33 protein-coding genes are annotated in these 23560 nt (G+C 63.8%); 12 read left to right on the forward strand and 21 right to left on the reverse strand.

All coding sequences use genetic code 11. From position 1 onward, the window contains the following. Position 1 precedes the first annotated feature (1 nt). Complete coding sequence (locus ACO06J_RS16250; RefSeq protein ID WP_421761759.1) at positions 2-616, forward strand: 2,3-bisphosphoglycerate-dependent phosphoglycerate mutase; 615 nt, start codon at positions 2-4, stop codon at positions 614-616. 2 nt (positions 617-618) lie between these two features. Here ACO06J_RS16250 and ACO06J_RS16255 read toward each other — a convergent pair whose 3' ends face one another. Continuing rightward, a complete protein-coding gene (locus ACO06J_RS16255; RefSeq protein WP_421761760.1) occupies positions 619-1479 on the reverse strand; it encodes a methylated-DNA--[protein]-cysteine S-methyltransferase in 861 nt (286 codons plus the stop codon). Positions 1480-1536: 57 nt separating this feature from the next. Beyond that, positions 1537-2016, reverse strand: a complete 480-nt coding sequence (locus ACO06J_RS16260) for a DUF2244 domain-containing protein (protein WP_421761761.1) — start codon at positions 2014-2016, stop codon at positions 1537-1539. Positions 2017-2054: 38 nt separating this feature from the next. Between ACO06J_RS16260 and nth the strand changes: the two genes are divergently transcribed. After that, on the forward strand, positions 2055-2726 hold the full coding sequence (gene nth, locus ACO06J_RS16265; protein ID WP_421761762.1) for an endonuclease III: 672 nt from the start codon (positions 2055-2057) through the stop codon (positions 2724-2726). 120 nt (positions 2727-2846) lie between these two features. Next, the gene (locus tag ACO06J_RS16270) at positions 2847-3848 is read left to right on the forward strand and encodes an adenosine kinase (RefSeq protein ID WP_421761763.1); all 1002 of its coding nucleotides are present in this window, start codon (positions 2847-2849) and stop codon (positions 3846-3848) included. 1 nt (position 3849) lies between these two features. Here ACO06J_RS16270 and coaA read toward each other — a convergent pair whose 3' ends face one another. Genes coaA through ACO06J_RS16305 form a run of 7 tightly spaced genes read right to left on the reverse strand, consistent with a single transcriptional unit; the run spans position 3850 to position 8065 of the window. After that, on the reverse strand, positions 3850-4794 hold the full coding sequence (gene coaA / locus ACO06J_RS16275; protein WP_421761764.1) for a type I pantothenate kinase: 945 nt from the start codon (positions 4792-4794) through the stop codon (positions 3850-3852). Further along, the gene (locus ACO06J_RS16280; RefSeq protein ID WP_421761765.1) at positions 4794-5120 is read right to left on the reverse strand and encodes a phosphoribosyl-ATP diphosphatase; all 327 of its coding nucleotides are present in this window, start codon (positions 5118-5120) and stop codon (positions 4794-4796) included. The genes coaA and ACO06J_RS16280 overlap by 1 nt, the downstream gene beginning before the upstream one ends. A 9-nt stretch (positions 5121-5129) precedes the next feature. Beyond that, on the reverse strand, positions 5130-5933 hold the full coding sequence (hisF, locus tag ACO06J_RS16285; protein ID WP_421761766.1) for an imidazole glycerol phosphate synthase subunit HisF: 804 nt from the start codon (positions 5931-5933) through the stop codon (positions 5130-5132). Next, positions 5930-6667 carry a 1-(5-phosphoribosyl)-5-[(5-phosphoribosylamino)methylideneamino]imidazole-4-carboxamide isomerase gene (hisA, locus tag ACO06J_RS16290; protein WP_421761767.1) on the reverse strand — a complete coding sequence of 246 codons (738 nt, stop codon included), beginning with the start codon at positions 6665-6667 and terminating at the stop codon, positions 5930-5932. The genes hisF and hisA overlap by 4 nt, the downstream gene beginning before the upstream one ends. Then, positions 6664-7059 carry a nuclear transport factor 2 family protein gene (locus tag ACO06J_RS16295; RefSeq protein WP_421761768.1) on the reverse strand — a complete coding sequence of 132 codons (396 nt, stop codon included), beginning with the start codon at positions 7057-7059 and terminating at the stop codon, positions 6664-6666. Before ACO06J_RS16295 ends, hisA begins: the two co-directional genes overlap by 4 nt. Further along, the gene (hisH, locus tag ACO06J_RS16300) at positions 7056-7721 is read right to left on the reverse strand and encodes an imidazole glycerol phosphate synthase subunit HisH (RefSeq protein ID WP_421761769.1); all 666 of its coding nucleotides are present in this window, start codon (positions 7719-7721) and stop codon (positions 7056-7058) included. The genes ACO06J_RS16295 and hisH overlap by 4 nt, the downstream gene beginning before the upstream one ends. Next, positions 7718-8065, reverse strand: a complete 348-nt coding sequence (locus ACO06J_RS16305) for a DUF2628 domain-containing protein (protein ID WP_421761770.1) — start codon at positions 8063-8065, stop codon at positions 7718-7720. The genes hisH and ACO06J_RS16305 overlap by 4 nt, the downstream gene beginning before the upstream one ends. A gap of 129 nt (positions 8066-8194) precedes the next feature. On the opposite strand from ACO06J_RS16305, the gene ACO06J_RS16310 reads away from it, so the two are divergent. Further along, on the forward strand, positions 8195-8335 hold the full coding sequence (locus ACO06J_RS16310; RefSeq protein WP_421761771.1) for a hypothetical protein: 141 nt from the start codon (positions 8195-8197) through the stop codon (positions 8333-8335). Positions 8336-8347: 12 nt separating this feature from the next. On the opposite strand, the gene hisB is transcribed toward ACO06J_RS16310, so the two are convergent. After that, complete coding sequence (hisB, locus tag ACO06J_RS16315) at positions 8348-8941, reverse strand: imidazoleglycerol-phosphate dehydratase HisB (protein WP_421761772.1); 594 nt, start codon at positions 8939-8941, stop codon at positions 8348-8350. 248 nt (positions 8942-9189) lie between these two features. On the opposite strand from hisB, the gene hslV reads away from it, so the two are divergent. Genes hslV through hslU form a run of 3 tightly spaced genes read left to right on the forward strand, consistent with a single transcriptional unit; the run spans position 9190 to position 11574 of the window. Continuing rightward, positions 9190-9753 (forward strand): ATP-dependent protease subunit HslV, encoded by a 564-nt coding sequence (gene hslV, locus ACO06J_RS16320; protein WP_421761773.1) that lies wholly within the window; start codon positions 9190-9192, stop codon positions 9751-9753. Next, positions 9750-10274 carry a GNAT family N-acetyltransferase gene (locus ACO06J_RS16325; RefSeq protein ID WP_421761774.1) on the forward strand — a complete coding sequence of 175 codons (525 nt, stop codon included), beginning with the start codon at positions 9750-9752 and terminating at the stop codon, positions 10272-10274. The genes hslV and ACO06J_RS16325 overlap by 4 nt, the downstream gene beginning before the upstream one ends. Continuing rightward, positions 10267-11574, forward strand: a complete 1308-nt coding sequence (hslU, locus tag ACO06J_RS16330; protein WP_421761775.1) for an ATP-dependent protease ATPase subunit HslU — start codon at positions 10267-10269, stop codon at positions 11572-11574. The genes ACO06J_RS16325 and hslU overlap by 8 nt, the downstream gene beginning before the upstream one ends. Before the next feature lie 250 nt (positions 11575-11824). Here the strand turns inward: hslU and ACO06J_RS16335 are convergent, their stop codons facing one another. The 4 genes from ACO06J_RS16335 to ACO06J_RS16350 all read right to left on the reverse strand — a co-directional run bounded on the left by ACO06J_RS16335 (position 11825) and on the right by ACO06J_RS16350 (position 14657). Beyond that, on the reverse strand, positions 11825-12256 hold the full coding sequence (locus ACO06J_RS16335) for a hypothetical protein (RefSeq protein WP_421761776.1): 432 nt from the start codon (positions 12254-12256) through the stop codon (positions 11825-11827). Beyond that, positions 12249-12923 (reverse strand): dienelactone hydrolase family protein, encoded by a 675-nt coding sequence (locus ACO06J_RS16340; protein WP_421761777.1) that lies wholly within the window; start codon positions 12921-12923, stop codon positions 12249-12251. The genes ACO06J_RS16335 and ACO06J_RS16340 overlap by 8 nt, the downstream gene beginning before the upstream one ends. A gap of 61 nt (positions 12924-12984) precedes the next feature. After that, a complete protein-coding gene (locus tag ACO06J_RS16345) occupies positions 12985-14031 on the reverse strand; it encodes an aldo/keto reductase (RefSeq protein WP_421761778.1) in 1047 nt (348 codons plus the stop codon). Next, entirely contained in the window at positions 14016-14657 is a 642-nt protein-coding gene (locus tag ACO06J_RS16350) for a ThuA domain-containing protein (RefSeq protein WP_421761779.1), read from the reverse strand. Before ACO06J_RS16350 ends, ACO06J_RS16345 begins: the two co-directional genes overlap by 16 nt. Positions 14658-14808: 151 nt before the next feature. On the opposite strand from ACO06J_RS16350, the gene dinB reads away from it, so the two are divergent. Next, positions 14809-16056 carry a DNA polymerase IV gene (dinB, locus tag ACO06J_RS16355; protein ID WP_421762529.1) on the forward strand — a complete coding sequence of 416 codons (1248 nt, stop codon included), beginning with the start codon at positions 14809-14811 and terminating at the stop codon, positions 16054-16056. A 1-nt stretch (position 16057) separates the two neighbouring features. Here the strand turns inward: dinB and ACO06J_RS16360 are convergent, their stop codons facing one another. The 3 genes from ACO06J_RS16360 to ACO06J_RS16370 are packed head-to-tail and all read right to left on the reverse strand — an operon-like array spanning position 16058 to position 17760. Then, on the reverse strand, positions 16058-16417 hold the full coding sequence (locus ACO06J_RS16360; protein ID WP_421761780.1) for a helix-turn-helix domain-containing protein: 360 nt from the start codon (positions 16415-16417) through the stop codon (positions 16058-16060). Further along, positions 16414-17001 (reverse strand): Smr/MutS family protein, encoded by a 588-nt coding sequence (locus ACO06J_RS16365; RefSeq protein ID WP_421761781.1) that lies wholly within the window; start codon positions 16999-17001, stop codon positions 16414-16416. The genes ACO06J_RS16360 and ACO06J_RS16365 overlap by 4 nt, the downstream gene beginning before the upstream one ends. 21 nt (positions 17002-17022) lie before the next feature. Then, positions 17023-17760, reverse strand: a complete 738-nt coding sequence (locus ACO06J_RS16370) for a Tim44/TimA family putative adaptor protein (RefSeq protein WP_421761782.1) — start codon at positions 17758-17760, stop codon at positions 17023-17025. 125 nt (positions 17761-17885) lie between these two features. Between ACO06J_RS16370 and ACO06J_RS16375 the strand changes: the two genes are divergently transcribed. Beyond that, the gene (locus ACO06J_RS16375) at positions 17886-18374 is read left to right on the forward strand and encodes an FxsA family protein (protein WP_421761783.1); all 489 of its coding nucleotides are present in this window, start codon (positions 17886-17888) and stop codon (positions 18372-18374) included. A 75-nt stretch (positions 18375-18449) separates the two neighbouring features. Beyond that, a complete protein-coding gene (secB, locus tag ACO06J_RS16380; protein WP_421761784.1) occupies positions 18450-18941 on the forward strand; it encodes a protein-export chaperone SecB in 492 nt (163 codons plus the stop codon). On the opposite strand, the gene dnaQ is transcribed toward secB, so the two are convergent. Genes dnaQ through ACO06J_RS16400 form a run of 4 tightly spaced genes read right to left on the reverse strand, consistent with a single transcriptional unit; the run spans position 18938 to position 21667 of the window. Beyond that, positions 18938-19642, reverse strand: a complete 705-nt coding sequence (gene dnaQ / locus ACO06J_RS16385; protein ID WP_421761785.1) for a DNA polymerase III subunit epsilon — start codon at positions 19640-19642, stop codon at positions 18938-18940. The two genes, secB and dnaQ, sit on opposite strands and share 4 nt — an antisense overlap. Further along, positions 19642-20235: a dephospho-CoA kinase gene (coaE, locus tag ACO06J_RS16390; protein WP_421761786.1), complete on the reverse strand. Its 594-nt coding sequence runs from the start codon at positions 20233-20235 to the stop codon at positions 19642-19644. The genes dnaQ and coaE overlap by 1 nt, the downstream gene beginning before the upstream one ends. Then, a complete protein-coding gene (locus ACO06J_RS16395; RefSeq protein ID WP_421761787.1) occupies positions 20235-21068 on the reverse strand; it encodes a shikimate dehydrogenase in 834 nt (277 codons plus the stop codon). Before ACO06J_RS16395 ends, coaE begins: the two co-directional genes overlap by 1 nt. Further along, the gene (locus ACO06J_RS16400) at positions 21065-21667 is read right to left on the reverse strand and encodes a Maf family protein (RefSeq protein WP_421761788.1); all 603 of its coding nucleotides are present in this window, start codon (positions 21665-21667) and stop codon (positions 21065-21067) included. Before ACO06J_RS16400 ends, ACO06J_RS16395 begins: the two co-directional genes overlap by 4 nt. A 420-nt stretch (positions 21668-22087) precedes the next feature. Here ACO06J_RS16400 and hemE point away from each other — a divergent pair, with 420 nt between their 5' ends. Then, complete coding sequence (gene hemE, locus ACO06J_RS16405; RefSeq protein ID WP_421761789.1) at positions 22088-23125, forward strand: uroporphyrinogen decarboxylase; 1038 nt, start codon at positions 22088-22090, stop codon at positions 23123-23125. Positions 23126-23128: 3 nt separating this feature from the next. Then, complete coding sequence (gene hemJ / locus ACO06J_RS16410) at positions 23129-23554, forward strand: protoporphyrinogen oxidase HemJ (protein ID WP_421761790.1); 426 nt, start codon at positions 23129-23131, stop codon at positions 23552-23554. Positions 23555-23560 lie beyond the last annotated feature (6 nt).

Raw genomic sequence — 23560 nt, forward strand, 5'->3', positions numbered from 1 at the left:
CATGACCGGCACACTGATCCTCGTCCGCCACGGCGAAAGCGAGTGGAACCTCAAGAACCTGTTCACCGGCTGGCGCAATCCGGACCTCACGGAAAAGGGCGTCGGTGAAGCGCGCGGCGCGGGCAAGCGGCTGAAGGCGGCGGGGCTCGTCCCAGAGGTCTATTTCACTTCGGCGCTGAAGCGCGCCCAGCACACGCTCGACCTGATCCTCGAAGAGCTCGGCATCACCGACCTGGTGATCACCCGCCACCATGCGCTCAACGAGCGCGACTATGGTGACCTCTCGGGTCTCAACAAGGACGACGCGCGCGCCAAGTGGGGCGAAGATCAGGTGCTGATCTGGCGCCGTTCCTATGACGTGCCCCCGCCGGGCGGCGAAAGCCTCAAGGACACCGCAGCCCGGACCCTCCCCTATTTCGATGCCGATATCCTGCCTGCGCTCAAGGCCGGCAAGACCGTCTTGGTCGCCGCCCACGGCAATTCCCTGCGCTCGATTGTCATGGCGATCGAAAAGCTGACGCCCGAGCAGATCCTGAAGCGCGAACTCGCGACTGGCGAGCCGGTGGTTTACACCATCAATGCCGATGGCTCGCTCAAGGACCGCGTGGCGCTCTAGCTCTAAGCGGAGACGCCGCACTCCCAGCCGAGGATAGCGCGCTTGCGCGGCAATCCCCAATGGTAGCCTGTCAGTGCGCCCGTCGAGCCGACAACGCGATGGCACGGCACCACGAACGAGATCGGGTTCTTGCCCACGGCCGCGCCAACGGCGCGCGCCGATGTCGGCCGGCCGATATGGCTCGCGACACTGGCGTAAGTGGTGGCCATGCCGACGGGAATCTTCAGCAGCGTCTCCCAGACATGCACCTCGAAATCGGTGCCGATCAGCACCACCCGCACCGGCTCATCGGCCTTCCAGCGCTGCGGATCGAAAACGCGCGTGGCGACGGGAGCTACAGCCGCATCGTCGCGGCGGTAGCGGGCGTTCGGCCAGCGGTTGGCAAGGTCCTCGAACGCCGCCTCGATGCTGGTTTCGGCGTCGGCAAAGCCGATCCCGGAGAGGCCATACTCCGTGAGCGTCAGCACCGCGGTGCCAAACGGCGACGGCGCCACGCCCCACACCATCTCGAGCCCCTCCCCCTTAAGCCGGTAGGCGCCTGGCGGCATCGCCTCATGGGTGACGAACAGATCATGCAGCCGCGAGGTGGAGGAAAGGCCCACTTCAAACGTCGTATCGAGCACGCTCTGCCGGTCTGTGAGGAGCCGCTTGGCATGATCGAGCGCCACGGCCTGGGCAAAGCTCTTGGGGCTCAGCCCGCACCAGCGGCGGAAGAGATCGGTCAGCTGCCGCTCGGTCAGGCCCAGCGCGTTGGCAAAACGCGGCAGATCGGACTCTTCAGGGGAGGTCTCGCTCAGATAGGCGATAGCGGCCCTGACGGTTTCGTAGTCGGAATTGGCGATGAGGGTGTCATGTTTGCTCATGCGCTCACCATAGGCAGCGCGCTCCGGCAGATCGACCCGATTTTGACAATGGTGCGGCTAGAGCCGCGAGCGCTTCAGGGCCGTACCGAAGGCCTTGGCGAAGCTCGACTTCTCGTCCTGGTTGAGAAACGCCCCCAGCACCAGGTCGCAGTCGGCACTCTTGAGGCGCAGCCCCGTGGTCCGCTCGTTGAAGTCGCGGTCTACCACCAGCTTGACCAGCCGGGGCGCAAACCGGTTCAGCACTTCCTTGCCGGTCCCATCGACCTGCTTGACCTCAAGCTGATCGGGCCAGAGCGTGATCTCCTCGTAGCGCTTTGTCTGCCGGAACGAGGTCGACAGCGCCCAGACGACGAGCACCACATCAAGGCCGAGAAAACCGACGATCGGCCAGGCGCCCAGCGAGAAGAACAGTACGCCGGGAATGCTGGCCATAATCGCGACCAGCGCGATCACCACGCGCATGCCCTTCGTGCCCAGCGACCGGTTTGGGGTCAGCTTGGCGGCAAAGAGCGGCTTTGCTTGCGTTTGCGTCGACATGTTGGGCAACACTATAGGCTGAGAATCGAGAGGCGAAAATGCCAAAGCGCAAATTGAAGGGGCTTCCGAAAGCCGATGTTGAGGCTATTTTCGGCGCTTTTGCGGCGGTTGAGCCCGAGCCGAAGGGCGAACTCGAATATGTGAACAGCTTCACCCTGCTGGTTGCGGTGGTGCTCTCGGCCCAGGCGACGGATGCCGGCGTCAACAAAGCGACGCGGGCGCTGTTCAAGATCGCCGATACGCCGGAGAAAATGGTAGCCCTCGGCCAGCCCACGATCGAGGAGATGGTCAAGACGATCGGGCTGTTCCGCACCAAGGCCAAGAACGTCTACGCCCTGTCGCAAGTCCTGGTCGAGCGCTTCAACTCCGAGGTGCCACAGGATCGCGAAGCGCTGGAGAGCCTCCCCGGGGTTGGCCGGAAGACCGCCAACGTGGTGCTCAACATTGCCTTTGGCCAGCCGACCATCGCGGTCGACACCCATCTCTTCCGCGTCGCCAACCGCACCGGCCTTGCTCCCGGCGCCAACCCGCTGACGGTCGAGCAGGGCCTGCTGAAGGCCATCCCCGAACAATACCTGCTCCACGCCCACCACTGGCTGATCCTTCACGGCCGCTACGTCTGCAAGGCCCGTAAGCCCGAATGCTGGCGCTGCGTCATCCGCGACTGGTGCAGGTTCGAGCCCAAGACGCCTCTGCCAAAGGGAGGCTAAGCATCGACGCATCAATTCCCTGCCAACGGAGCGGCACCCGGCACGCTCTAGAGATTGCGCCGCGCCCGCTTCTCCTCTATCTCCGGCGCGGCTCTTTGGTGAGAACACGAAGGATTATCGATGGCCGAGACCCGGTTTGACGTGCTCACCATCGGCAACGCGATCGTTGATGTGATCGCCCCCATCGAAGAGGGCTTCCTTTCCCGTGAAGGTCTCACCGAGGGCATCATGCACCTCGTCGATGCCGAGCGCTCAGCCTACCTCTATGATCGCATGCCGGCGGACAAGCGCCAGATCTCTGGCGGCAGTGCCGGTAACACGGCAGCTGGTGTCGCGTCACTCGGGGGCCGAGCGTCCTTTATCGGCAAGGTGGCCGACGACAATCTGGGCAATGTCTTCGCCGATGACCTCAAGCGGCTTGGGGTTCACTACGGCGTGTCCCGGCTCAGCAATGGCCCTGCAACCGCACGCTCGATGATCCTCCTCTCACCTGACGGCGAGCGGACGATGAACACCTATCTCGGCGCCTGCCACCAGTTGACCACCTCCGATATCAAGGAAGCCGAGATCGGCGCGGCAACCGTCATCTACATGGAAGGCTTCCTCTGGGATCCCACCGAAGCCAAGAAAGCCTTCGTGACCGCAGCGCATTATGCCCACAAGCATGAGCGGGCCGTGTCGTTCACCCTCTCCGACCCGTTCTGCGTCAACCGCTACCGCGAGGAGTTCCTCGACCTGATCCGGTCGAAAACCGTCGATATCGTCTTCGGCAACATTGAAGAACTCAAGGCGCTCTATCAGGCGGATTTCCATGGCGCCGTGCAGGCGATCGCCAAGGATGCCGAGATGGCGGCCATCACCATGGGTGCCGAGGGTGCGATGGTTATCTCGGATGGCGAGATCATCACAGTACCCGCCTATCCGGTTGAAAATGTCGTCGATGTCACCGGGGCTGGAGACCTTTTCGCCTCAGGGTTCCTGCTCGCCTATGCCCGCCAGCGGGATTTGCGCACCGCACTGCAGGCCGGTTGCCTCGCTGCAAGCGAAGTGATCTCGCATATCGGCGCGCGCCCAGTGCTGGACCTGCAGCAACTCGCGATCGAAAACGGCGTCGCGATCTAGGCTAAATTTTCCGCAGATCGACCCGGTCGATCGTATGGCCGGGCCCCTTGGTCAGCACCAGGTCCGCACGGCTTCGGGTAGGGACGATATTGTCCCTGAGGTTGGGCAGGTTGATCTCGGTCCAGGCCCACATGCCGAACGCTTCGGCTTCTTCGGTACTCATGGTGGTAAAGCGGTGAAAGAAGCTCTTGGGGTCAGCGAAAGCTGTCTGCCGCAGGCGGCGGAAGCGCTCCATGAACCAGGTTGTGAGGTCCTTCTCATCGGCGTCAATGAAGATCGAGAAATCGAGAAAGTCCGAGGCGAAGACGATGGGCCGGCCTGACTTCGGCAACTCGCCTGGCTGCAGGATGTTCAGCCCCTCTACGATCAGGATATCGGGCCGGTCGATGATGGTCTGCTGGCCCTCGATGACATCATAGACGAGGTGGGAATAGATCGGCACGCCGACTTCCGGCTTGCCGGACTTGATGTCGGAGAGAAAGGCGATCAGGGCGGTACGATCGTAGCTCTCCGGGAAGCCCTTGCGGTCGGCGAGCTTCAGCTCATCGAGCTTCTTGTTGGAGTAGAGGAACCCGTCGGTGGTGACGAGATCGACCTTGGGTGAGCTCGGCCAGCGCTGCAGCATAGCGCGCAGGATGCGCGAGGTGGTGGATTTGCCCACCGCGACGGAGCCGGCGACGCCGATGATGTAGGGCACCTTGCGCCCGTCGGCGCCCAGGAACCGGGTAGATGCACGGTGCAGTTGCTGCGTCGCCTCTACATAAAGAGAGATCAGCCGGCTCAATGGCAGGTAGATCTCTTCGGCCTCGGTGTAGGAGATCGGATCGTTCAGCGCCCTCAGCCGCTCAATGTCGGACGCATTGAGCGTCATCGGTTCATCGGCACGGAGCCTCGACCATTCGGCCTTGGTGAAGTGGTGATAGGGCTCGAGTTTGCGCTTGGCCATCAGCTGGAGGCTTTCGAACGCGAGGCCTTCTCTTCGAGGCCGGACTGGGCAGTTCGGCGTTCGAGCTGGGCCATCACATCGGCAAGCGGTACGCCAGCGGCGCGGAGCAGAACTAGGAGGTGATAGAGCACGTCCGAGGCTTCGCTCTCGGTACCTTTGCGGTCCATGGTAACGCTGGCGATGATGATCTCGGCGGCTTCTTCGCCGAACTTCTTGGCGCAGCGCTCGACCCCACCCGAAAGCAGCTTGGCGGTGTAGCTCTCATCAATGGAGGCGCCGGCGCGCTTGCCGATCCGCTCGTCCAGGGCCTCGAGGGTAAAGCTCATATCGTTCTCCTAGCCCTGATCACTGAGGTCGTGGCGCATCGGGATGCCGTGCTGCTCCATATAGGCCTTCGCCTCACCAACCGTGTAGGTGCCGAAGTGGAAAATCGAAGCGGCAAGGACCGCGCTGGCGTGCCCCTGGGTGACACCGGCAACGAGGTCGTCGAGGGTACCGACGCCGCCGGAGGCCACAACAGGCACGTGCACCGCGTCGGCTACCGCGCGCGTCAGCGCCAGATCGAAGCCGGACTTGGTGCCGTCTCGATCCATCGAGGTCACCAGCAGTTCCCCTGCCCCCCGCTCCACCATGCGGACGGCGAACTCGACGGCGTCGAGCCCGGTCGGGTTGCGGCCGCCATGGGTGTAGATTTCCCACTCGTCCATGTTGTGCTGCCCCGGCGCGCGGGTCTGGCGGCGGCGCGCATCGACCGAGACGACGATGCACTGGTCACCGAACTTGTCAGCGGCACGAGCGATGAAATCGGGATCGCTGACGGCGGCGGAATTGATCGACACCTTGTCGGCGCCGGCGAGGAGGAGCTTGCGGATGTCCTCGAGCTTGCGGATGCCGCCACCGACGGTGACCGGCATGAAGCAGTGTTCGGCGGTGCGGGCGACGACGTCGAAGATGGTCTCGCGGTTTTCGTGGCTGGCGGTGATGTCGAGAAAGGTCAGCTCATCGGCGCCCGCAGCGTCATAGGCGATGGCAGCTTCGACCGGGTCGCCGGCATCGACCAGATCGACGAACTGCACGCCCTTGACGACGCGGCCATCCTTGACGTCGAGGCAGGGAATGATGCGGGTTTTCAGGGTCATAGCGGCGTCCCCGCTTTCAGCAGCGCGATTGCTTCACGTGAATCAATGCGGCCGTCGTAGAGGGCGCGGCCGGAGATGGCGCCTTCGAGGAGCGCGTATTCGGGCTTGGCCATGGTGCGGATATCGTCCATCGAGGCGAGGCCGCCAGAGGCGATGACGGGGATGGAGACGGCTTTGGCGAGTTCAAGGGTTGAGGGCCAGTTGATGCCGGCGAGGACGCCGTCGCGGTCGATGTCTGTGTAAATGATGGCCGAAACACCAGCGCCTTCAAAGCGTTGGGCGAGCTCGATGGAGGAGAGCTCTGAAGTTTCTGCCCAGCCTTCTACTGCCACCTTGCCGCCCCGCGCGTCGATGCCGACGGCGATCTGGCCGGGGAACAGCCGGGCGGCTTCCTTGACCAGCGCGGGGTCGCGGACGGCGATGGTGCCGAGGATGACGCGGGCGAGACCGCGGCCCAGCCACTGCTCGATATGGGCGATTGACCGAATTCCGCCACCGAGCTGAACAGGAAATGACACGGCCTGAAGGATGGCTTCGACGGCGGCGCCATTGACGCTCTCACCGGCGAAGGCGCCGTTGAGATCGACGACGTGGAGATACTCGAAGCCCTGGTCCTCGAAGCTCTTGGCCTGGGCTGCCGGATCGTCGTTGAACACGGTGGCCTGCGCCATGTCGCCCAGCTTCAGACGGACGCACTGACCGTCCTTCAGATCGATGGCGGGAAAGAGGATCATTGCGGAATTCCTTCGAGCATCACCGCCCATGCGTTGCCAAAACCCTGGCGCAGTTCCGGCTCTGGGCCATCGTCCCAGAGGAAGGATTTTACCTTGCCGTCGCGAACGGCGATGACCGAGGCGTTGGCGGCGGTGTGGGTGCGGCGGCCGTCGCGATCGAGCCAATCGGTCTGGTGCCGGATGAGGATGCGGTCGCCGCACTGCAGCACATCGCGCGGGGTGAGAGCGACGCGGGTTTCGCCGAACCACATGCCGAGGGCGGCATAGCCCTTGGTGGCGCCGCGCGGCCCGAAGATGACGATCCCCGGATCGGACAGCGAGAGCAGGCGCGGTGCTTCGCGGCGGCCGAGCGCTGCGAGCCAGGCGAGCGCGGTGGCGGCAGTGGCGCTCACGGCTTCCACCTCAGGAAATTGCCAATCAGGGACAGGCCGAGGGTCTGGCTCTTTTCGGGGTGGAACTGGGTGCCCAGCATATTGTCGCGGCCAACGATGGCGGTGACGGCCTGACCATAGTCGGCGGCCGCCACCAGCATTTCCGGGTCACTCACGGCCATGTGGTAGGAGTGGACGAAATAGGCATGGAGGCCATCCGGGCCGTCCTTGATATTTGCAAGGAGTGGGTGGGCTCGGAGAAAGTTCAAGGTGTTCCAGCCCATGTGCGGGACCTTGAGGTCGCCGGTCTCTGGACTCCTTTGGGGTTCGATCCGCACCACGGCGCCCGGGATCCAGCCCAGCCCCTTGGTGATGGTCTTTTCGCGGCCCTCTGAGGCCATCAGCTGCATGCCGACGCAGATGCCGAGGAAGGGGACGCCGCCACGGATGACCCGCTCTTCCAGCACCTCGACCATGCCGGTCACGGCATCAAGGCCGGCGCGGCAATCAGCGAAGGCGCCAACGCCAGGGAGGACGATGCGATCGGCGCGGCGGACAAGCTCGACATCGTCGGTGACTAGCACTTCGTCAGCGGTGCCGGTCTCGCGCGCGGCGCGCTCAAAGGCCTTGGCGGCGGAGCGGAGATTGCCCGAGCCGTAATCGATAATGGCGACGGTGCTCATTGGACCTGCTTCAGATAATCAACCGCGGCCAGATCGGGATCGGCAGCAAACACATCGGTGCGATACGACCAGCCGCTGCGCGCGAGCCTTGTGCCACGCAGCCCATGGGCCTCAAAGCCGAACAGAATTGCCGCGAGGATGTAGAGCCCGGCGGCGGCATCCTCCCCGATCCACTGTCCGAGGATGGCAAGCCCGACCACCACTACAACCCAGCCCAGCACGACCAGCCAGAGTCCATGCGCCAGCGCGTAGACTGGCGGCAGAAGCGCAGCCAGCCACGAGAAGCGGTCTGCCACCGCTTCGGGGGCATCAGCGTTTCGCGCATAGACGGAGTAGAGGGTCAAGGAGTAGCCTCCTGGCGTTCGGTACGGTCGTCAGGTTTCGCCTTAGAGCAAAACCCGTGCGGTTGAAAGACCGGGGAATACCCCGGCGCAACAGGCGGCCGTCCCCCAGAGGAGCGAGGAGACATTTTCATGAGCCACGATTCCCACGACATCCCCCAGGGCGAAGCCTCCCAGCAGGGCATTTTCATCGGCTGGCTGGCGGCCGGCCTTGGTGCCTTTGCAGGGCTGTTCACGCTGTTTGTACTGATCTCGGCCGCGATCGGCCACTAAGGGCCGCCTGGTTCAGGCGCTGAGCGTTCCCTTGGTCGATGGGATGCGGTCGGCGGCACGCGGATCGATCTCGACAGCGTCACGCAACGCCCGGGCCAGCGCCTTGAAGGCGCTCTCGGCGATATGGTGGTTATTGTCACCGTAGAATGTCTCGACGTGGAGCGTGATGCCGGCGTTCATGGCGAAGGCCTGGAACCACTCGCGGAAGAGTTCGGTATCCATCTCACCCACCTTGTCGCGGGTGAACTCAACCTTCCAGATGAGGAACGGCCGGCCCGAGACATCGAGCGCGACGCGGGTGAGCGTGCCATCCATCGGCAGGTCCGACGAGGCGTAGCGACGGATGCCCTTCTTGTCGCCAAGAGCCTTTTTGATGGCTTCGCCGAGCGCGATGCCGACATCCTCGGCAGTGTGGTGAAAGTCGATATGGAGATCGCCCTTGGCCCTGACCGTGATATCGATCAGCGAGTGCCTGGCGAGCTGGTCGAGCATGTGGTCGAGAAAGCCGATGCCGGTCTGCATGTCATGAGTGCCTGAGCCGTCGAGGTTCACCGACACCTTGATGTCGGTCTCGTTGGTCTTGCGGATGATCTCGGCGGTACGCATGACGGTCAATCCCAGGTGTCGCGCCCATATGGCGCGGCGGCTTTAGCAGATAGCGCCTCAGCGGTGAAGATGGGGTGAAGGGGGTGGGCGGCTAGTGCACTTGCCCCCTGCACCGGCTTCGCCGGTCCCCCTCCCCCGCTTTGCGGGTGAGGATGAGAAGTGCGCCCAACTACCCAACCGGGCAGGCGGCTTTGCATTCGGGCGGGGCGTGCCTAAATAGGGGCGACGAGTTCTGGAGTTCTTCCCCCATGTCGAAAGACAACGACTTCCCCGGCTGGCACGGGACAACCATTGTTGCGGTCCGCAAGGGCAACAAGGTGGTAATCGCCGGCGACGGCCAGGTTTCCGTGGGCAACACGGTGATGAAGCACAATGCCAAGAAGGTGCGACGGCTGGCCGATGGCAAGGTGATCGGCGGCTTTGCCGGTGCCACGGCAGACGCGTTCACGCTGTTCGAGCGGCTCGAGGCCAAGCTGGTGCAATATCCCGACCAGTTGATGCGCGCCTCGGTCGAGCTCGCCAAGGACTGGCGCACTGACCGCTACCTCCGGCGCCTCGAAGCGATGATGATCGTTGCCGACAAGGATGTGACACTGGTTTTGACCGGTACCGGCGACGTGCTGACGCCGGACCATGACACCATCGCCATCGGCTCAGGCGGCAACTATGCCTATTCCGCTGCGCTGGCGCTCAGGCAAGCGACCGACCTCGACGCCGAGGACATCGCCCGCAGGGCCATGAAGATCGCGGCCGAAATCTGCATCTACACCAACGAAAGCGTGACCCTCGAGTCGATCGAGACCGGAACGTGAAACTCGTCGTCCGCCGGCTGACCCGGGATGATGCCGCGCTCTATCGCGACATCCGCCTCGAAAGCCTGAAACTTCATCCGCACGCCTACGCCACGACATGGGAGTCGTCCTCAGCGCTTCCAGACGAGCACTGGGCGACTTCTCCTGAACGGATGACCCTGTTCGGGGCGTTTGCAGAAGATGGCGCAGTGCTCGGCCTCGTTGGGTACTTCCGCTCGAACGGTGACAAGGATCGCCACCGCGGCTGGCTGGTACAGATGTATGTGCGCGAGACGGCTCGGGGCAGTGGCTGTGCCATGGCGCTGGTCGACGCTGTCATCGCGCATGCAGAGACCGAAGTGCTCGAAGTCCATCTCGGCGTCTGGGACAAGAACCCCGGCGCTATCCGGTTCTACGAGAAGGCCGGTTTCAAAGTCTACGCCACAGACCCCCGGGCCTATTTCTGGGACGGGACGTTCTACGGCGATCACTCGATGGTGCGCTATCTCGATGAGGCACCGGGAAGGACCAAAAATGACTGACACCAATTTTTCCCCGCGCGAGATCGTCTCGGAGCTGGATCGCTATATCGTGGGCCAGAAGGACGCCAAGCGCGCCGTGGCTGTGGCGCTGCGCAACCGCTGGCGCCGGCAGCAACTGAGCGAAGACCTGCGCCATGAGGTGACGCCCAAGAACATCCTGATGATCGGGCCGACGGGCGTCGGCAAGACCGAGATTTCGCGCCGCCTGGCCAAGCTGGCGCAGGCGCCGTTCATCAAGGTGGAAGCGACGAAGTTCACCGAGGTGGGCTATGTCGGCCGCGATGTCGAACAGATCGTTCGCGATCTCGTTGAAGCCGGCATTTCGCTGCTGCGCGACAAGAAGCGGGCTGATGTAGAGGCGCAGGCGCACCACAATGCCGAGGAACGCGTGCTCGACGCGCTGGTCGGCAGTTCGGCGGCGCCTTCGACCCGCGACTCGTTTCGCAAGAAGCTGCGCGATGGCGAGCTCGACGACCGCGAGATCGAGGTGGAACTGACCTCGACCGGCAATCCCGGTGGCTTCGAGATCCCCGGCATGCCGGGCGCCAATATCGGAGTGATCAATATCCAGGACATGCTGGGCAAGGCTTTTGGCGGGCGCGGGGTCAAGCGCAAGGTCAAGGTGAAGGATGCCCATGCGCCGCTGATGGCCGAGGAAGCCGACAAGCTGCTCGACCAGGACCAGCTCAACAAGGAAGCGGTCGACCTCGTTGAAAACCACGGCATCGTCTTCATCGACGAGATCGACAAGATCGTGAACAAGGACGGCTATGGCGGCGGGGTGTCGCGCGAAGGCGTGCAGCGTGACCTGCTGCCGCTGATCGAAGGCACGACGGTGTCGACCAAATACGGGCCGGTGAAGACCGACCATGTGCTGTTCATCGCTTCAGGCGCTTTCCACGTGGCGAAGCCCTCGGACCTTTTGCCGGAACTCCAGGGGCGCCTGCCGATCCGCGTGGAGCTCAAGGCGCTGACCCGCGACGACCTGATCCGCATTCTCAACGACACGGACGCGAGCCTCATCAAGCAGTATGTGGCGCTGATGCAGACCGAAGGGCTGACGCTCGATTTCACCCAGGATGCAGTGGAAGCAATCGCGGACGCGGCGGTGAAGGTGAACGCCACGGTTGAGAACATCGGGGCACGCCGGCTGGCGACCATCATGGAGCGGCTGGTCGAGGACATCTCTTTCGATGCGCCGGACAAGTCAGGCCAGACGATCAGGATCGACGCTGCTTACGTGGGCGGCCGGATCGACTCGCTGGCGGCGGACACGGATCTGAGCCGGTTTGTGCTTTAGAGTTGGCGGAGCGGGGAAAGAACCCAGAAAGACCCCTCATCCGGCCCTTCGGGCCCGTAGCCCGCAGGCGTAGCCTGACGGGCGTTCTTCGCCGCAAAGCTCCACTGGAGCTTTGCAAGAGCACTCAGAACTCTCCCCGACGGGGAGAAGAACCGCTGTGGCCCGATCTCGGGACCATTCCTCTCCCGGTCGGGGAGAGGGTGGATCGCGCGTAGCGCGAGACGGGTGAGGGGGTCTTTTCTGTGTCGGCTCAGGCTGACAGTGTCACCAACGCCTCCGCCAGCACTTTGTGCACATCGTGGCGCGTGCCGTCGGGAGTGACGATCCGCACGCGTTGCACAGTGTGGCTGTTGTAGAGGCTCACCATGAAATCCTCGACCTGCAGGCTGCCGTAATCGGCGATCGGAATGGTGACGGCCTCGGTGACGAGTTGCGCGCCGTCGGGCCGATGCGCAGCGATCGAAAACACCAGCGCCAGTGGCTCGTACCGGGCGGCGAGGGCTGCCCGGTAGGCGAGGATATCGCCGCCTGCTGCTTCTGCAGCGAAGCGGTGATCGGCGAAGGCGTCGGCAAGCGCCACCGCCAGCATGGCCTTGCGCTGAGACAGCGGCGCGGCGTTGGCTGCCGCAACCGCTGCCTCAAGATAAGCCTGATGCTCACTGAGGCTAAGAGTTTCAGCCAAGGTGCTTGTGAAAGAAGGCGAGGGTGCGGGCCGAGGCCTTGGTGCAGGCGGCTTCGTTGAAATTGGATGCACGGTCACTGTTACAGAAGCCGTGTCCGGCGTCGTAAGTGTAGATATCTGCTTCCGGGTGACGGGCCTTCAGCGCTTCGATCTGATCGAGCGGGATGCCAGTGTCCTTGTCGCCATAGTGCATTTCGGTCGGCACCTTGGGATTGAGCTCGAGGTAGTTGGGGATGCCACCGCCATAATAGCCCGAGGCAGCGCTGAGACCCGAGGCGAGGCTGGCGGCGCGCCAGGAGACGGTGCCGCCGAAGCAATAGCCGGTGATGCCGACCTTGCCGCCGGCAGCAGCCGCACCGATCGCTGCCTGAACATCGAGCAGCGCGGCACTATGATCGAACTTTTTCATCAGCTCGCCGATGATGACGAACTGGTCAGGCGTGTAGTTCTCACTCTCGTAGCCCATCTCGACGCGATCGAACATCGAGGGGGCGATGGTGAGATACCCGTGCTTTGCGAAACGATCGGCGACGCTGCGGATCCAGTTATTGGTGCCCCAGACTTCCTGGATGAGGACGACACCGCCACGAGGCTTGCCCTCGGGCGCAGCACGGTAGGCGTTAAAGGTAAAGCCGTCTGAGGCAGTGAGTTTGATGCGCTCGCCCATGGTCTACTCCGGGAGAAGGGGGAAATCCGGCCGGCACCATAGAAGGCGGTTGCGACGAGCGCTAGACACCGGCCGGTAAGATCGGAGTGAGCGGCACTGGCGCATCGGGGTGGAGGAACCCCTCGGCCTTCAGCTTCTCCCACAGGCCCGCGGGAACGCTGGCGCGGAAGTGGGTGAGGTTGTCGGCAAATTCGGCCGGGTTGGCGGGGCCGGGGATCAGCGCGGTGATCGCGGGGTGGCCGAGCGGAAAGGTCAGCGCTGCACGGATCAGTGTGACGTCATAGGATCGGCAGATAGCCTCGATGAGCCGGACCTTTTCGAGGATCGCCTCGCTGGCCGGGGCGTAGTCGAACAGTGCGCCGGGGACGGGACCTGTGGCGAGGATGCCGCTCGAAAGCGGAGCACCGGCGACGACGTCGACGCCTTCCTTGAGGCAGCGCGGCAGGAGGCCTTCGACCACCGCCTGGTCGATCAGGGTGTAGCGGTTGGCGAGGAGGAAGACGTCCCAGCTTCCATTGTCGAGCAGGGTTTCGAGGATCGGCGCCTCGTTGACCCCGGCGCCGATGGCGCGGACAGCCCCGGATGCCCGGAGCTCCTGTAGGGCGCGGATGCCGCCGTTGAGCGCGGCGCTCAGCGTTGCCTCGTGGTTCTCCTTCTGGCTGAAGCGGCCGAGATCGTGGAGGTAGAGGATATCGATGCGATCGAGCCCGAGGCGGTGGAGCGACGCCTCGTGGCTGCGCATTATGCCGTCATAGGAAAAATCGAACTGCGGCCGGAACGGCATAGCGCGCGGATCAGAGTGGCGATTCTGCGCCCAGTTGCGATCGGGGACGAGGAGACGGCCGACCTTGGTGGAGAGCACGTAGCTGTCGCGCGGCTTATCGCGGAGGAAATCGCCGACGCGGCGCTCGGAGAGGCCGGAGCCATAGAAGGGGGCGGTATCGAAGTAGCGGATGCCGGCATCCCACACCTGTTGCAGCAGCGCGCGGGAGGTTTCGTCGGATGGCGCACGCTTCAGGTCGCCGATTGGGGCGGCGCCGAAGCCGATGCGGCTGAGGTTGAGGCCAGTGGTGCCGACCGGCCGGGTTTCGATCAGCGCGCTGCCCACAGCAGCCCTCGCTTCAGGATGGTGCGGATTTCGGGCTTGTCGAGTTCGGCCGGCTTGTGGCCGAGCGCGGTGTAGAACACCCGGGCCTTGCCATAGCTGGTCTTGAACACCACCGGCATGGCGACGCCCTTTTTCCAGCTGGCATGTTCGCCGGAGAACGTGGTCGTCGCGAGCACTTCGACGGCGGGGTCGACATGCATGTAGTATTGCTCCGAGGTGTGCTCGAAGCTCGAAATGCCGGCCATCACGGGGTCATCGGTCCGCAGCGGATCGACGCGGTAGGTGATGATGTCGCCCGGATGGGTGGCAAAAGTGCAGGCGGCTAGGAAGCGGAAGCGGGCATTGCCGGGAAAGCTGGTGGCGAGCCCGTGGTGGAACGCGGCAAGCCCGCTACCGGCCTCGACTGCGGCGCAGAGCCGGATGCTGGTCTCGCGGTCGAGTTCGCCGCCGGTGATCTGCGGCACGATCAGGTCATAGCTGCCGATATCGTCGCCGCCGAAGGCGGCATAGTCGCCGGTGACGGTGACCGCGAACCCCTCGGGCTCCAGCAATTGCCGCACCACATGCGCACCAGCCTCGGGCTCGTGCAGTTCGAGCCCTCCCCACACCACCAAAGCCCGCTTCACGACATCCTCCCAGAACACAATTCGCGGCGGGAGACGAGCAAAGGCCGAGCGGGAAGGCAAGCGGGGAAAAGGTCTAGGGGGCGGACGGAGTTGACTCTAAGCGTGCGTCTGTTCTTCTTATGTTCTTATTCCGAGTCCACGGATGTCCACCATGCCAGGCGCAGCGACGATCCTTCATGCCGATCTCGACTCGTTTTACGCCTCGGTGGAACAGCTGCTCGACTCCTCGTTGCGCGGCAAGGCGATTGCGGTGGGCGGCGGGGTGGTGCTGGCCGCGTCCTATGAGGCCAAGGCGTTTGGGGTGCGGGGCGGGATGGCTGGACGGAAGGCAAGGGAACTTTGCCCGCACCTGATCTTTGTCGGCGGGCACTTTGACGAGTACCAGCGGTTGGGCGATGCGGCGATCAAGGTGCTGGACGATTTCACGCCTCTGGTCGAACGGATTTCGATCGACGAGGCCTTCGCCGATGTGGAGGGGACGGCGCATCTGTTCGGGCCGCCAGTCGAGATTGCGCGGATGGTGCGGCGGCGGGTGAAGGATGAGCTGGGCCTGCCGATCTCGGTGGGCGTGGCGCGGACCAAGCACCTGGCGAAGATCGCCTCGCAGGTCGCCAAGCCCGATGGGTTGGTGGTGGTCGACCCGGAGGGAGAGACGGCGTTTCTGAAGGACCTGCCGGTAGGCCTGATGTGGGGTGTTGGGCCGGTGACGGAGGCGCGGCTCTTGGCAGAAGGCATCCGCACCATCGGCGAGATGAGCGCAGCCTCGCCGGACGCATTGAAGCGGCTCCTGGGCGAGGCGGCGGGCGAAAAGCTCGCAGACCTCGCCTCGAATCGAGACCCACGGAAAATTGTCACCGACCGGCGGGCCCGATCAGCGGGGGCGCAGTCGGCGCTGGGGCGGCAGCCGGCGGAAGAGCGGATCTACCGCCCGGCCCTCTGGCACCTCGCAGACCGGATCGGCTCGCGGTTGCGCAACAAGGGTCTGGCCGGGCGGACGGTGACGGTGCGGGTGCGGTTTGCCGATATGCGGGCGGTGACGCGGGCTGTCACACTCCCCAAGCCGATCGCGGCCACCGCCATGCTGGCCGAACTCGCCACAGCGCTGGTCAGCGGCGTCCTCACGGAGTTTTCGCAAGAGCGGGTGATCACGCTACTGGCGATTTCGGTCTCACACCTCGAACGGCGTCCGCTATTGCAGCTCGAACTGCCGTTGGGGCTGCCAGGCGAGGCGCAGCGGCCGGGGACCCGGCGCGGTGCGGCGCGATGGGTGGCGGACCGGGCAGTGGATGCGGTGCGCGACCGGTTTGGCTGGGAGGCGATCGGCTATGGCTCGGTGGTGCTGGAATCGGGTCGGTCGGTGCCCGACGCGTTCCGTGAACTGGCGGAAAAGTCGCTTTGAGCTACTTGAGCCGGCGGACCAGTTCGGCGCTGAGGAAAGCGAGGTCGTCGGCGTCGAGCTTCTTGATGTCGCGTGCCAGGCGGTTCGCGAGTTCGGTCGCCTCCGGTGAAAGCCCGCCAGTATCGATGGTGACCTTGGGGTCGCTCATTTCGGCGAGCCGCTGCAAATCCTCGGCATCGTCCCAGATGACATTGAAATAGGCGATGATGCGCTGCAGCAGCATCCAGGTGGGCTTGCCGCGGCGGCCGTGCTCCAGCGCCGAGAGATAGGCACTCGACACATTGAGCGCGGTGGCCATTTGCTTCAGCGTGATGCCGCGCTCCTCGCGCAGCGCCCGCAATTTCTGCCCCAGCGGTGTCATCGATATTCCCTCACCCGGCGGAGCCGGACATAGAACGCGCCATCCCCGCCGTGGCCCTGTGCTGCGAGATCCCAGCCCGAAACCATCGGCGCAAGGTCAGGCTGGCTGAGCCACATCGGCAGCATGGCGCGCAACACCCCGCGCTCGATGAGCACTGCCGCATCGTCCTCCAGCTTTTTCAGCCCCTTGCCGGTGATCACCAGCAACGTCCGGTCGCCACGAGCGGAGCGGGCATGGATAAACCGCGACAGCGCCGCGTGCGCTTCGACCTGCCGCATGCCATGGAGATCGATCGTGCCATCGATTTCCTCGCGGCCGCGCATCAGGCGCTGCTTGAGGTTTGGCTCGATGCCCGCACGCGGCTTTTTGGCGGGTCGGCCATCAGACTGGTAGGCCGGCATGACGGGCGGCGGGCGCTTGGGACGCGAGACGGCCTGCGGCGGGCCGGGCGGCATGGGCAGCGGTTCGTCGCCGAGTTCGAGAATAGGCGGGCGCTTGCGGCGAAGCGGCGCAATGGTTTCGGACACCTGCGTCCACAGGTGCCAATCTGGTAGCGCTGGTTTGTCCGGACGGCGCTTGGCCATGCCCCGCTCCCGGCGTCGGCGCTACTCGAGCTGGCTGGTGGCGACAAGCTTCCAGTTGGGATCGCGTGACTTGGGATTGCGCGCAAAAGTCCATTCGTCAGCAATCGACTGCACCTGGTCGGAATTGCCCTCGATCAGCGCGCCGTCCTTGCCGCGGGTGGCGGAAACCACTTCGGCGTGGAAACGCACCGTCACCGCGACATTGCGCTTGTCGCCTTCGGCCTCAGAGATTTCGACCTTGGGCAGGCCGACAAAAGTGAAGTCGATGGCCTTGCCCTCGGCTTCGCGATCCTTGATGGCGCGCTCGAAGCCGTCATAGACGTCTTTTTCGAGGAGGTTCTTCAGCGTCTGCCGGTCGCCGGTGGCAAAGCTGGTGACGATCATCTCATAAGCAGCCTTGGCGCCCTCCATGAAGATCTTGGGCGAAAAGCTCGGGTCGGCTTCGTTGATGGCCTTGAGGCCCGCTGCGACCTTTTCGTCGCCGTGCGAAAACTGGGTGACCTCGGTTTCGAACTTGCGGGTCTGCCTGTCCAGATCCTCGGGCGTATCGGATGCAGGCCGTGGGCGCAGCTGCACCACCGTATCGTCGGCGGTCGCCTTCTCGGTCGGCTTGGTCACCGGCTTGACCGTGGCATCGCGCCGCTCGAGCGGCGAGCGTTCCCGGCCGGTGCGGGTGCCCAGCACCTGGCGCAGGCGGAAGAGGACCACAATGGCTAGACCGATCACAATCAGGGTCGGGATATCGAAAAACTCATCCATCGGATCTGTGTCTCACTGGGCCGGGCGATAAATCGGAAGGGCGGCTCGCTGCGCCGCCATCATATGCCTATATATAGGTAAAGCCTCAGCCGGAAACCAGTTCACGTCGGCGAGACTGAAAGACAGTGATCCATCGAAAGGCGATTGCCGTGGGACGCCTGCTGTTTTTGCTGTTTCTGGCCGTTCCGCTGATCGAAATCGGCTGCTTCATCGTTATCGGCCAGGCCATCGGGCTCTGGCCGACCCTTGCCGGAGTGGTGGTGATGGGGGTGATCGGCTCGCTGGTGCTGCGGGTGCAGGGTCTGTCGCTGCTCAACGAGATACGTCAGAGCGTTGGCCAGGGACAATTGCCGGCACGCGCGCTGGCTGACGCGATGATGGTGTTCATCGCCGGGATGCTGCTGTTGTTACCGGGCTATTTTTCGGACGTCATCGGGCTGATCCTGCTGATCCCCGCGGTGCGCGGCGGCATTTACAGCTTCCTGAGGTCCAGGGTGCAGGTGGTTTCGACCACCAGCGCGGGGTTTGGCTATGCCGAACACGCGGAACCTTCGCGGCGCGACCTGCCCGATGGCACGGTCGACCTCGATTCCGACGAGTGGCGCCCGCGCTGATCGGGCTTCGTCTTGTCGCTGACAGCCAAAGATGCTAGCCAGCGCGCCACCTGATGTTCATGAGGACTTGAGAGAATGGCTGACGAAACCCCGGCTCCGGCCACTGAGACTCCGGCCCCGAGCTACAGCCTCGTTGGCCAGTACATTCGCGACCTGAGCTTTGAGAACCCGGGCGCGCCCGGCTCGGTGCTTTTGGGCACCGCTGCCCCGCAGTTTTCCGTGGGGATCAATGTCGGCGTCAAGAAGCAGGCCGATGACCTTTACGCGGTCGAAATCAACATCACCGCCAAGGCCGAGCGCGACTCCAACGTGCTGTTCAATGTCGAGCTCTCGTATGGCGGCGTCTTTCGCGTCAAGAACGTGCCGGAAAACGTGCTGCCGCAGCTGCTGATGGTTGAATGCCCGCGGATGATCTTCCCGTTCGCTCGCCACGCTCTCGCTAGCACAGTGCAGCTCGGTGGCTTCCCCCCGCTGATGATGGAACCGGTGGATTTCCAGGCGCTGTACATCCAGAACCTCAGGAACCTCCAGGCGCAGCAGGCCGCGTCCAGCTCGCCCGCCAACTAAGCCGCAGGGTCTCGATAGCTCTGCCACAAGGCGTCGGCACCGAGGGTGCCGACGAGGCTCGCATGGGCCGCCAGTTCCGCTTGCGTGAGGCGTGAGGGCAGCGGCGCGGGGCGTTGCCGAGCGGGGGCGATCTCGATGGTGATCCCCGCCTCGATGTGGGTTTCGGCCACAAGTGCCAAGCCCACCTGCCGGCCCCCGATAAGTTCCAGATAGACATCGGCGAGGATCTCGCTGTCGAGCAGCGCGCCATGGAGCGTGCGCTTGGACGTATCGATCCCATAGTGCTTGCAGAGCGCATCAAGACTGACCCGCGCGCCCGGATGGACGGTCCGCGCCAGCATGACCGTGTCGATCACCGGGTTCTTCAGCCGCTTGCGGCCGCTGCGCTCAAGTTCGGCATCGAGAAAGCCCATGTCGAAGGGCGCATTGTGGATAACGAGGGTCGAGTCCTCGATGAAATCGAGGAAGCGATCGGCCTCCGCCGCAAACTTTGGCTTGTTGGCGAGAAACTCATTGGAAAGTCCGTGTACCCGGAACGCCTCTTCGGGCATCGAGCGCTCGGGGTTGAGATAGACGTGAAAGTGCCGGCCGGTTGGGATGTGATTGATCAGCTCGACACAGCCGATCTCCACCACGCGATCGCCGGTCAGGGGCGAGAGGCCGGTGGTTTCGGTGTCGAGAACAATTTCCCGGTTCGTCATTAAGCGCGGTTCTCCCTGCGCAGTTTTCCCACCAGCTGGGCTACGGCGGCGCTGGTCTGAGCGATCGACACCGAAGTATCGATGGCGTAGTCGGCGCGCTTCAGCTTTTCAGCCTGTGGCATCTGGCGAGCAAGGATAGCATCGAGCTTTTCCACACTCATGCCGGGCCGGGCCAAGGCGCGACGGCGCTGCTCGTCGGCGCCGACACTGGTGACGGCAACGGCGTCAAAGCCCCAGTCGACGCCATTTTCGTAGAGCAGCGGGATTTCGACGACGACGAGGTCAGCGCCTTGGGCTTCCGCGTTGGCGAGGAACTGTGTGATCTTCTGCCTCACCAGCGGATGGACGATAGCTTCCAGCGCCCTGAGGCGCTCGGGGTTGCCGACGAGGTGGCGGGCCAGTTCGGCACGGTCAATGCTGCCGTTGTGAGATACGCCGGGGAATTCGGCTTCAATCGGCGCAACCGCTTCACCGGCATAGAGGTCGTGCACGGCGGCATCGGCGGAGAAGGTGGGTACCCCTTGTGCCGCGAATGCGGCGAGAACGGTGGACTTCCCGGTCGCGATTGAGCCTGTGAGCCCCAGCTTGAACATCAGAGTGTTGCTTCGATCAGAGCGCGCAGTTCCGGAGTCACCTCTGGCCGGGTGCCGAACCAGGCCTCAAAGCCCGGTACGGCCTGGTGGAGGAGCATGCCGAGCCCATCGGCGGTGCGGAGACCCAGAGCGCGCGCTTCCGCGAGGAGCGGGGTTTCGAGCGGGGTGTAGACGATATCGGTCACCAGCGCGGTCGCGGGCAGCCGGTCGAGCGCCAGGCCTTCGAAGCGGGTGCCGTGCATGCCCAGCGTGGTGGTGTTGACGACGAGGCCGGCACGCGGCGCCAGCGCCGCAAAAGTGTCGAGCGCACCGGCACGAAGCTTGCCCCCCAGCTCAGTGGCAAGGGCCGCGGCGCGCTCTACGCCGCGATTGAGAACATGGACGGCGCCACGTGCCCTTAGATCGAGCGCGGCGGCGACTGCGCGTGCCGCGCCCCCTGCCCCCAGCACGATTGCTTCGTCGAGCCCCTCGTCCCAGCCCGGCGCACGCTGGTCGAGATTGGCGAGAAAGCCATAGAGATCGGTGTTGGTGCCGCGGATGACGATGTGCCCGGCTGTGTCCGAGGTGCTGAGCGTATTGAAGGCGCCGAGGTGTTCGGTTGCGGGGTCGCGTTCATCGCAGAGGGCAAAGGCCTGCTCCTTGTGAGGCAGCGTGACATTGCCGCCGGTGAACTCGCCCGAGCGCAGGCGTCCGAAAAAACCTGGCAGATCCTCCGGCAGCACTTCTATGGCGTCATAACTCCCCGAGATTCCATAGCGATCCAGCCAATGACGGTGGATGAGTGGTGAGCGCGAGTGCTTGATGGGGTGGCCAATGACGAAGGCGCGTTTCACGTGAATCCCTCAAGGGTATGGGGTGCATGCTTTCGAAGTGCGGCGAGCAGTGGCAAAAGTGGCAGGCCGAGAATAGTGAAATAGTCACCTTCGATGCGTTCGAACAGCCGCACAGAGGGCCCTTCGATCCGGTAGGCGCCGACAGAACCGAGCACGGCCTCGCCCTCAAGGGCCAGAACCGCATCACGCTCAGATTGGGTGAAGCGCCTCATGGTGAGGGTCGCGCTCTCGACGCTGGACCAGAGCACAGTGCCAGCCTGAGCCAGTGCGACACCCGCGTGCAGGTGATGGGTGCCGTCATTGAGCAGGTCCAACTGGCGCGCAGCGTCCGCAAGCGAAGCCGGTTTGTGAAGCAGGCTATGACCAAACGCGAGGACTTGGTCGGCGCCAATCACGACCGCCTGCAGATGATTCGCTGATACGGAAAGCGCTTTGGCTTCGGCGAGCGATCGGGCGACTGCGGGGGCATCGCCGCCTTTCCCCAGCACTTCGGCTTCGAGCAGGCGCTCGTCGATTTGGGCTGGACTCGTCTCGAATCGCAGGCCGGCCCCCGAAAGCAGGGCCTGTCGCGTCGCACTTTTCGAAGCAAGGATCAGCATGGCTCTGGTTTTCCACACTGTTCCCGCTGGCTCAAGGGCGGTGCCGGTGCAAAACCCGGGCATTCAGAGATTGCACCGGGTTCTCCCCGCTGGCTCGCGATTGCTCAACAGGTTTGCCCAGCCGGATGGTGAACAAAAAGTTAATGGGCAATCCGGGGAGAACCCCTGGCGGATAAGCGGGCTCTGTCCACAGGCGCGTTAACACTTCATAAACCATTGTGGCATGGTTAACGCTTAGTAAACGGCGAGCCTTCGACCGGTCGACACATTTTCCCGCGACGATCTTCCACAGGCATCGGGGGATGTGTGCTGCGCGCTTCTGCCACCTCAGGCTTCGGTTGTGGGTAAACCAGAATTCCGGCAAAACACGGCCATGATAATGATGATGAAGAGTCTAGATTCTTTGAATTGGCAGGGACGATGACCGAAACACCGGTGCTAAAACCCCTGCTGGAGACGGTGCTGGGACGGAGACAGGAGCGCCTGCCGATCTGGATCATGCGCCAGGCGGGCCGCTATCTGCCGGAATATCGTGAGATCAGGGTCAAGGCGCAGGACTTCCTCGAGCTCTGCTACACCCCTGAGCTGGCGACGGAAGTGACCCTGCAGCCGCTACGGCGCTTCGACCTCGACGCTGCAATCCTGTTTTCCGATATCCTCGTGATCCCAGACGCCCTGGGCCAGAAGGTCCGCTTTGCGACCGGTGAAGGCCCGCTCCTCGAACCTCTGGATGCCACTGGCATTGATAGGCTGACGCCACAGACCGTGGTGGATCATCTCGCCCCGGTGCTCGAGACAGTTCGGCGGGTGCGTGCCGCCTTGGCTTTGGACAAGACCCTCATCGGCTTTTGTGGCTCTCCATGGACCGTTGCGACCTACATGATCGGTGGCAAGGGGTCCTCGGACCAGGCGGCGGCACGGCTGTTCGCGCTCCGCGAGCCAGTGGCGTTCGCCAAGCTGCTCGATGTCCTCGTTGAGGCGAGTGTGGCCTATCTGGTGGCGCAGTTCCGGGCCGGCGCCGATGTGGTGCAGCTGTTCGAGAGCTGGGCGCTGAACCTTGATGAACGCGCCTTTGCGGACTGGGTGATCGCGCCCAACCGGCGGATTGTAGAAGGTATCCGGAAGGTCATCCCAAATGCTCCGGTGATTGGGTTTCCCCGTGGCGCGGCGGCAATGATCCCTGCCTATGTGCGGGAGGTCGGCGTGAATGCGGTTGGGCTCGACTACTCGACACCGCTTGGCTATGCGGCGAGCGCGGTGCCGGCGGGTTTGACGGTGCAGGGTAATCTGGACCCTCTGCGCCTCGTGGCCGGCGGTGCACAGATGGAAGAGCGGGCGCGGGAGATTGTCGCGGCATTCCGTGATCGGCCGCATATCTTCAACCTGGGGCACGGCATCGTGCCGGAAACCCCGATCAGCCATGTCGAGCGGCTGATCGCAGTCGTCCGGGGGAGCTAAAGGATGGAATGGGTCAAGGCGCTGCATATCCTGTCGGTGATCGCCTGGATGGCCGGGATGCTCTATCTGCCGCGGCTGTTCGTTTATCACGCGGATGCCGAGAAGGGCTCGGTGCAGTCGGAAACCTTCAAGGTGATGGAGCGGCGGCTCTATCGGGGTATTACGACGCCGGCGATGCTCGCGACCTGGGTCTTCGGACTCTGGCTCGCCTTTGGGTTTGGCATCGTTGATTTCAGTCAGGGCTGGATGTGGCTGAAGGCCGTGATGGTCTTGTTGCTGAGCGGCGTTCACGGCTTTTATGGCCGGCTGCTCAGGGATTTCGCCAATGACCGGAACGTGCGGCCATCTAGATTCTTCCGCGCCATCAACGAGATCCCGTTCGTGATCGCCATCGTTATCGTCATCGCCGTGGTGGTGAAGCCGTTCTGACGACGC

Source organism: Devosia sp., from assembly GCF_965229025.1.
In the GTDB taxonomy this organism is placed as follows: Bacteria; Pseudomonadota; Alphaproteobacteria; order Rhizobiales; family Devosiaceae; genus Devosia_A.

Bases quoted from the DNA above. Each gene is read 5' to 3' on its own strand.
- secB (WP_421761784.1), top strand. From the start codon at position 18,450: ATGGCTGACGAAACCCCGGCTCCGGCCACTGAGACTCCGGCCCCGAGC.
- ACO06J_RS16370 (WP_421761782.1), bottom strand. From the start codon at position 17,760: ATGGATGAGTTTTTCGATATCCCGACCCTGATTGTGATCGGTCTAGCC.
- ACO06J_RS16400 (WP_421761788.1), bottom strand. From the start codon at position 21,667: ATGCTGATCCTTGCTTCGAAAAGTGCGACGCGACAGGCCCTGCTTTCG.
- hisB (WP_421761772.1), bottom strand. From the start codon at position 8,941: ATGCGTACCGCCGAGATCATCCGCAAGACCAACGAGACCGACATCAAG.
- ACO06J_RS16365 (WP_421761781.1), bottom strand. From the start codon at position 17,001: ATGGCCAAGCGCCGTCCGGACAAACCAGCGCTACCAGATTGGCACCTG.
- ACO06J_RS16270 (WP_421761763.1), top strand. From the start codon at position 2,847: ATGGCCGAGACCCGGTTTGACGTGCTCACCATCGGCAACGCGATCGTT.
- hemJ (WP_421761790.1), top strand. From the start codon at position 23,129: ATGGAATGGGTCAAGGCGCTGCATATCCTGTCGGTGATCGCCTGGATG.
- ACO06J_RS16260 (WP_421761761.1), bottom strand. From the start codon at position 2,016: ATGTCGACGCAAACGCAAGCAAAGCCGCTCTTTGCCGCCAAGCTGACC.
- coaA (WP_421761764.1), bottom strand. From the start codon at position 4,794: ATGGCCAAGCGCAAACTCGAGCCCTATCACCACTTCACCAAGGCCGAA.
- hslV (WP_421761773.1), top strand. From the start codon at position 9,190: ATGTCGAAAGACAACGACTTCCCCGGCTGGCACGGGACAACCATTGTT.
- ACO06J_RS16280 (WP_421761765.1), bottom strand. From the start codon at position 5,120: ATGAGCTTTACCCTCGAGGCCCTGGACGAGCGGATCGGCAAGCGCGCC.
- ACO06J_RS16310 (WP_421761771.1), top strand. From the start codon at position 8,195: ATGAGCCACGATTCCCACGACATCCCCCAGGGCGAAGCCTCCCAGCAG.
- coaE (WP_421761786.1), bottom strand. From the start codon at position 20,235: ATGTTCAAGCTGGGGCTCACAGGCTCAATCGCGACCGGGAAGTCCACC.
- ACO06J_RS16255 (WP_421761760.1), bottom strand. From the start codon at position 1,479: ATGAGCAAACATGACACCCTCATCGCCAATTCCGACTACGAAACCGTC.
- hslU (WP_421761775.1), top strand. From the start codon at position 10,267: ATGACTGACACCAATTTTTCCCCGCGCGAGATCGTCTCGGAGCTGGAT.
- nth (WP_421761762.1), top strand. From the start codon at position 2,055: ATGCCAAAGCGCAAATTGAAGGGGCTTCCGAAAGCCGATGTTGAGGCT.
- dinB (WP_421762529.1), top strand. From the start codon at position 14,809: ATGCCAGGCGCAGCGACGATCCTTCATGCCGATCTCGACTCGTTTTAC.
- hisF (WP_421761766.1), bottom strand. From the start codon at position 5,933: ATGACCCTGAAAACCCGCATCATTCCCTGCCTCGACGTCAAGGATGGC.
- ACO06J_RS16360 (WP_421761780.1), bottom strand. From the start codon at position 16,417: ATGACACCGCTGGGGCAGAAATTGCGGGCGCTGCGCGAGGAGCGCGGC.
- hisH (WP_421761769.1), bottom strand. From the start codon at position 7,721: ATGAGCACCGTCGCCATTATCGATTACGGCTCGGGCAATCTCCGCTCC.
- ACO06J_RS16250 (WP_421761759.1), top strand. From the start codon at position 2: ATGACCGGCACACTGATCCTCGTCCGCCACGGCGAAAGCGAGTGGAAC.
- ACO06J_RS16340 (WP_421761777.1), bottom strand. From the start codon at position 12,923: ATGGGCGAGCGCATCAAACTCACTGCCTCAGACGGCTTTACCTTTAAC.
- hemE (WP_421761789.1), top strand. From the start codon at position 22,088: ATGACCGAAACACCGGTGCTAAAACCCCTGCTGGAGACGGTGCTGGGA.
- dnaQ (WP_421761785.1), bottom strand. From the start codon at position 19,642: ATGACGAACCGGGAAATTGTTCTCGACACCGAAACCACCGGCCTCTCG.
- hisA (WP_421761767.1), bottom strand. From the start codon at position 6,667: ATGATCCTCTTTCCCGCCATCGATCTGAAGGACGGTCAGTGCGTCCGT.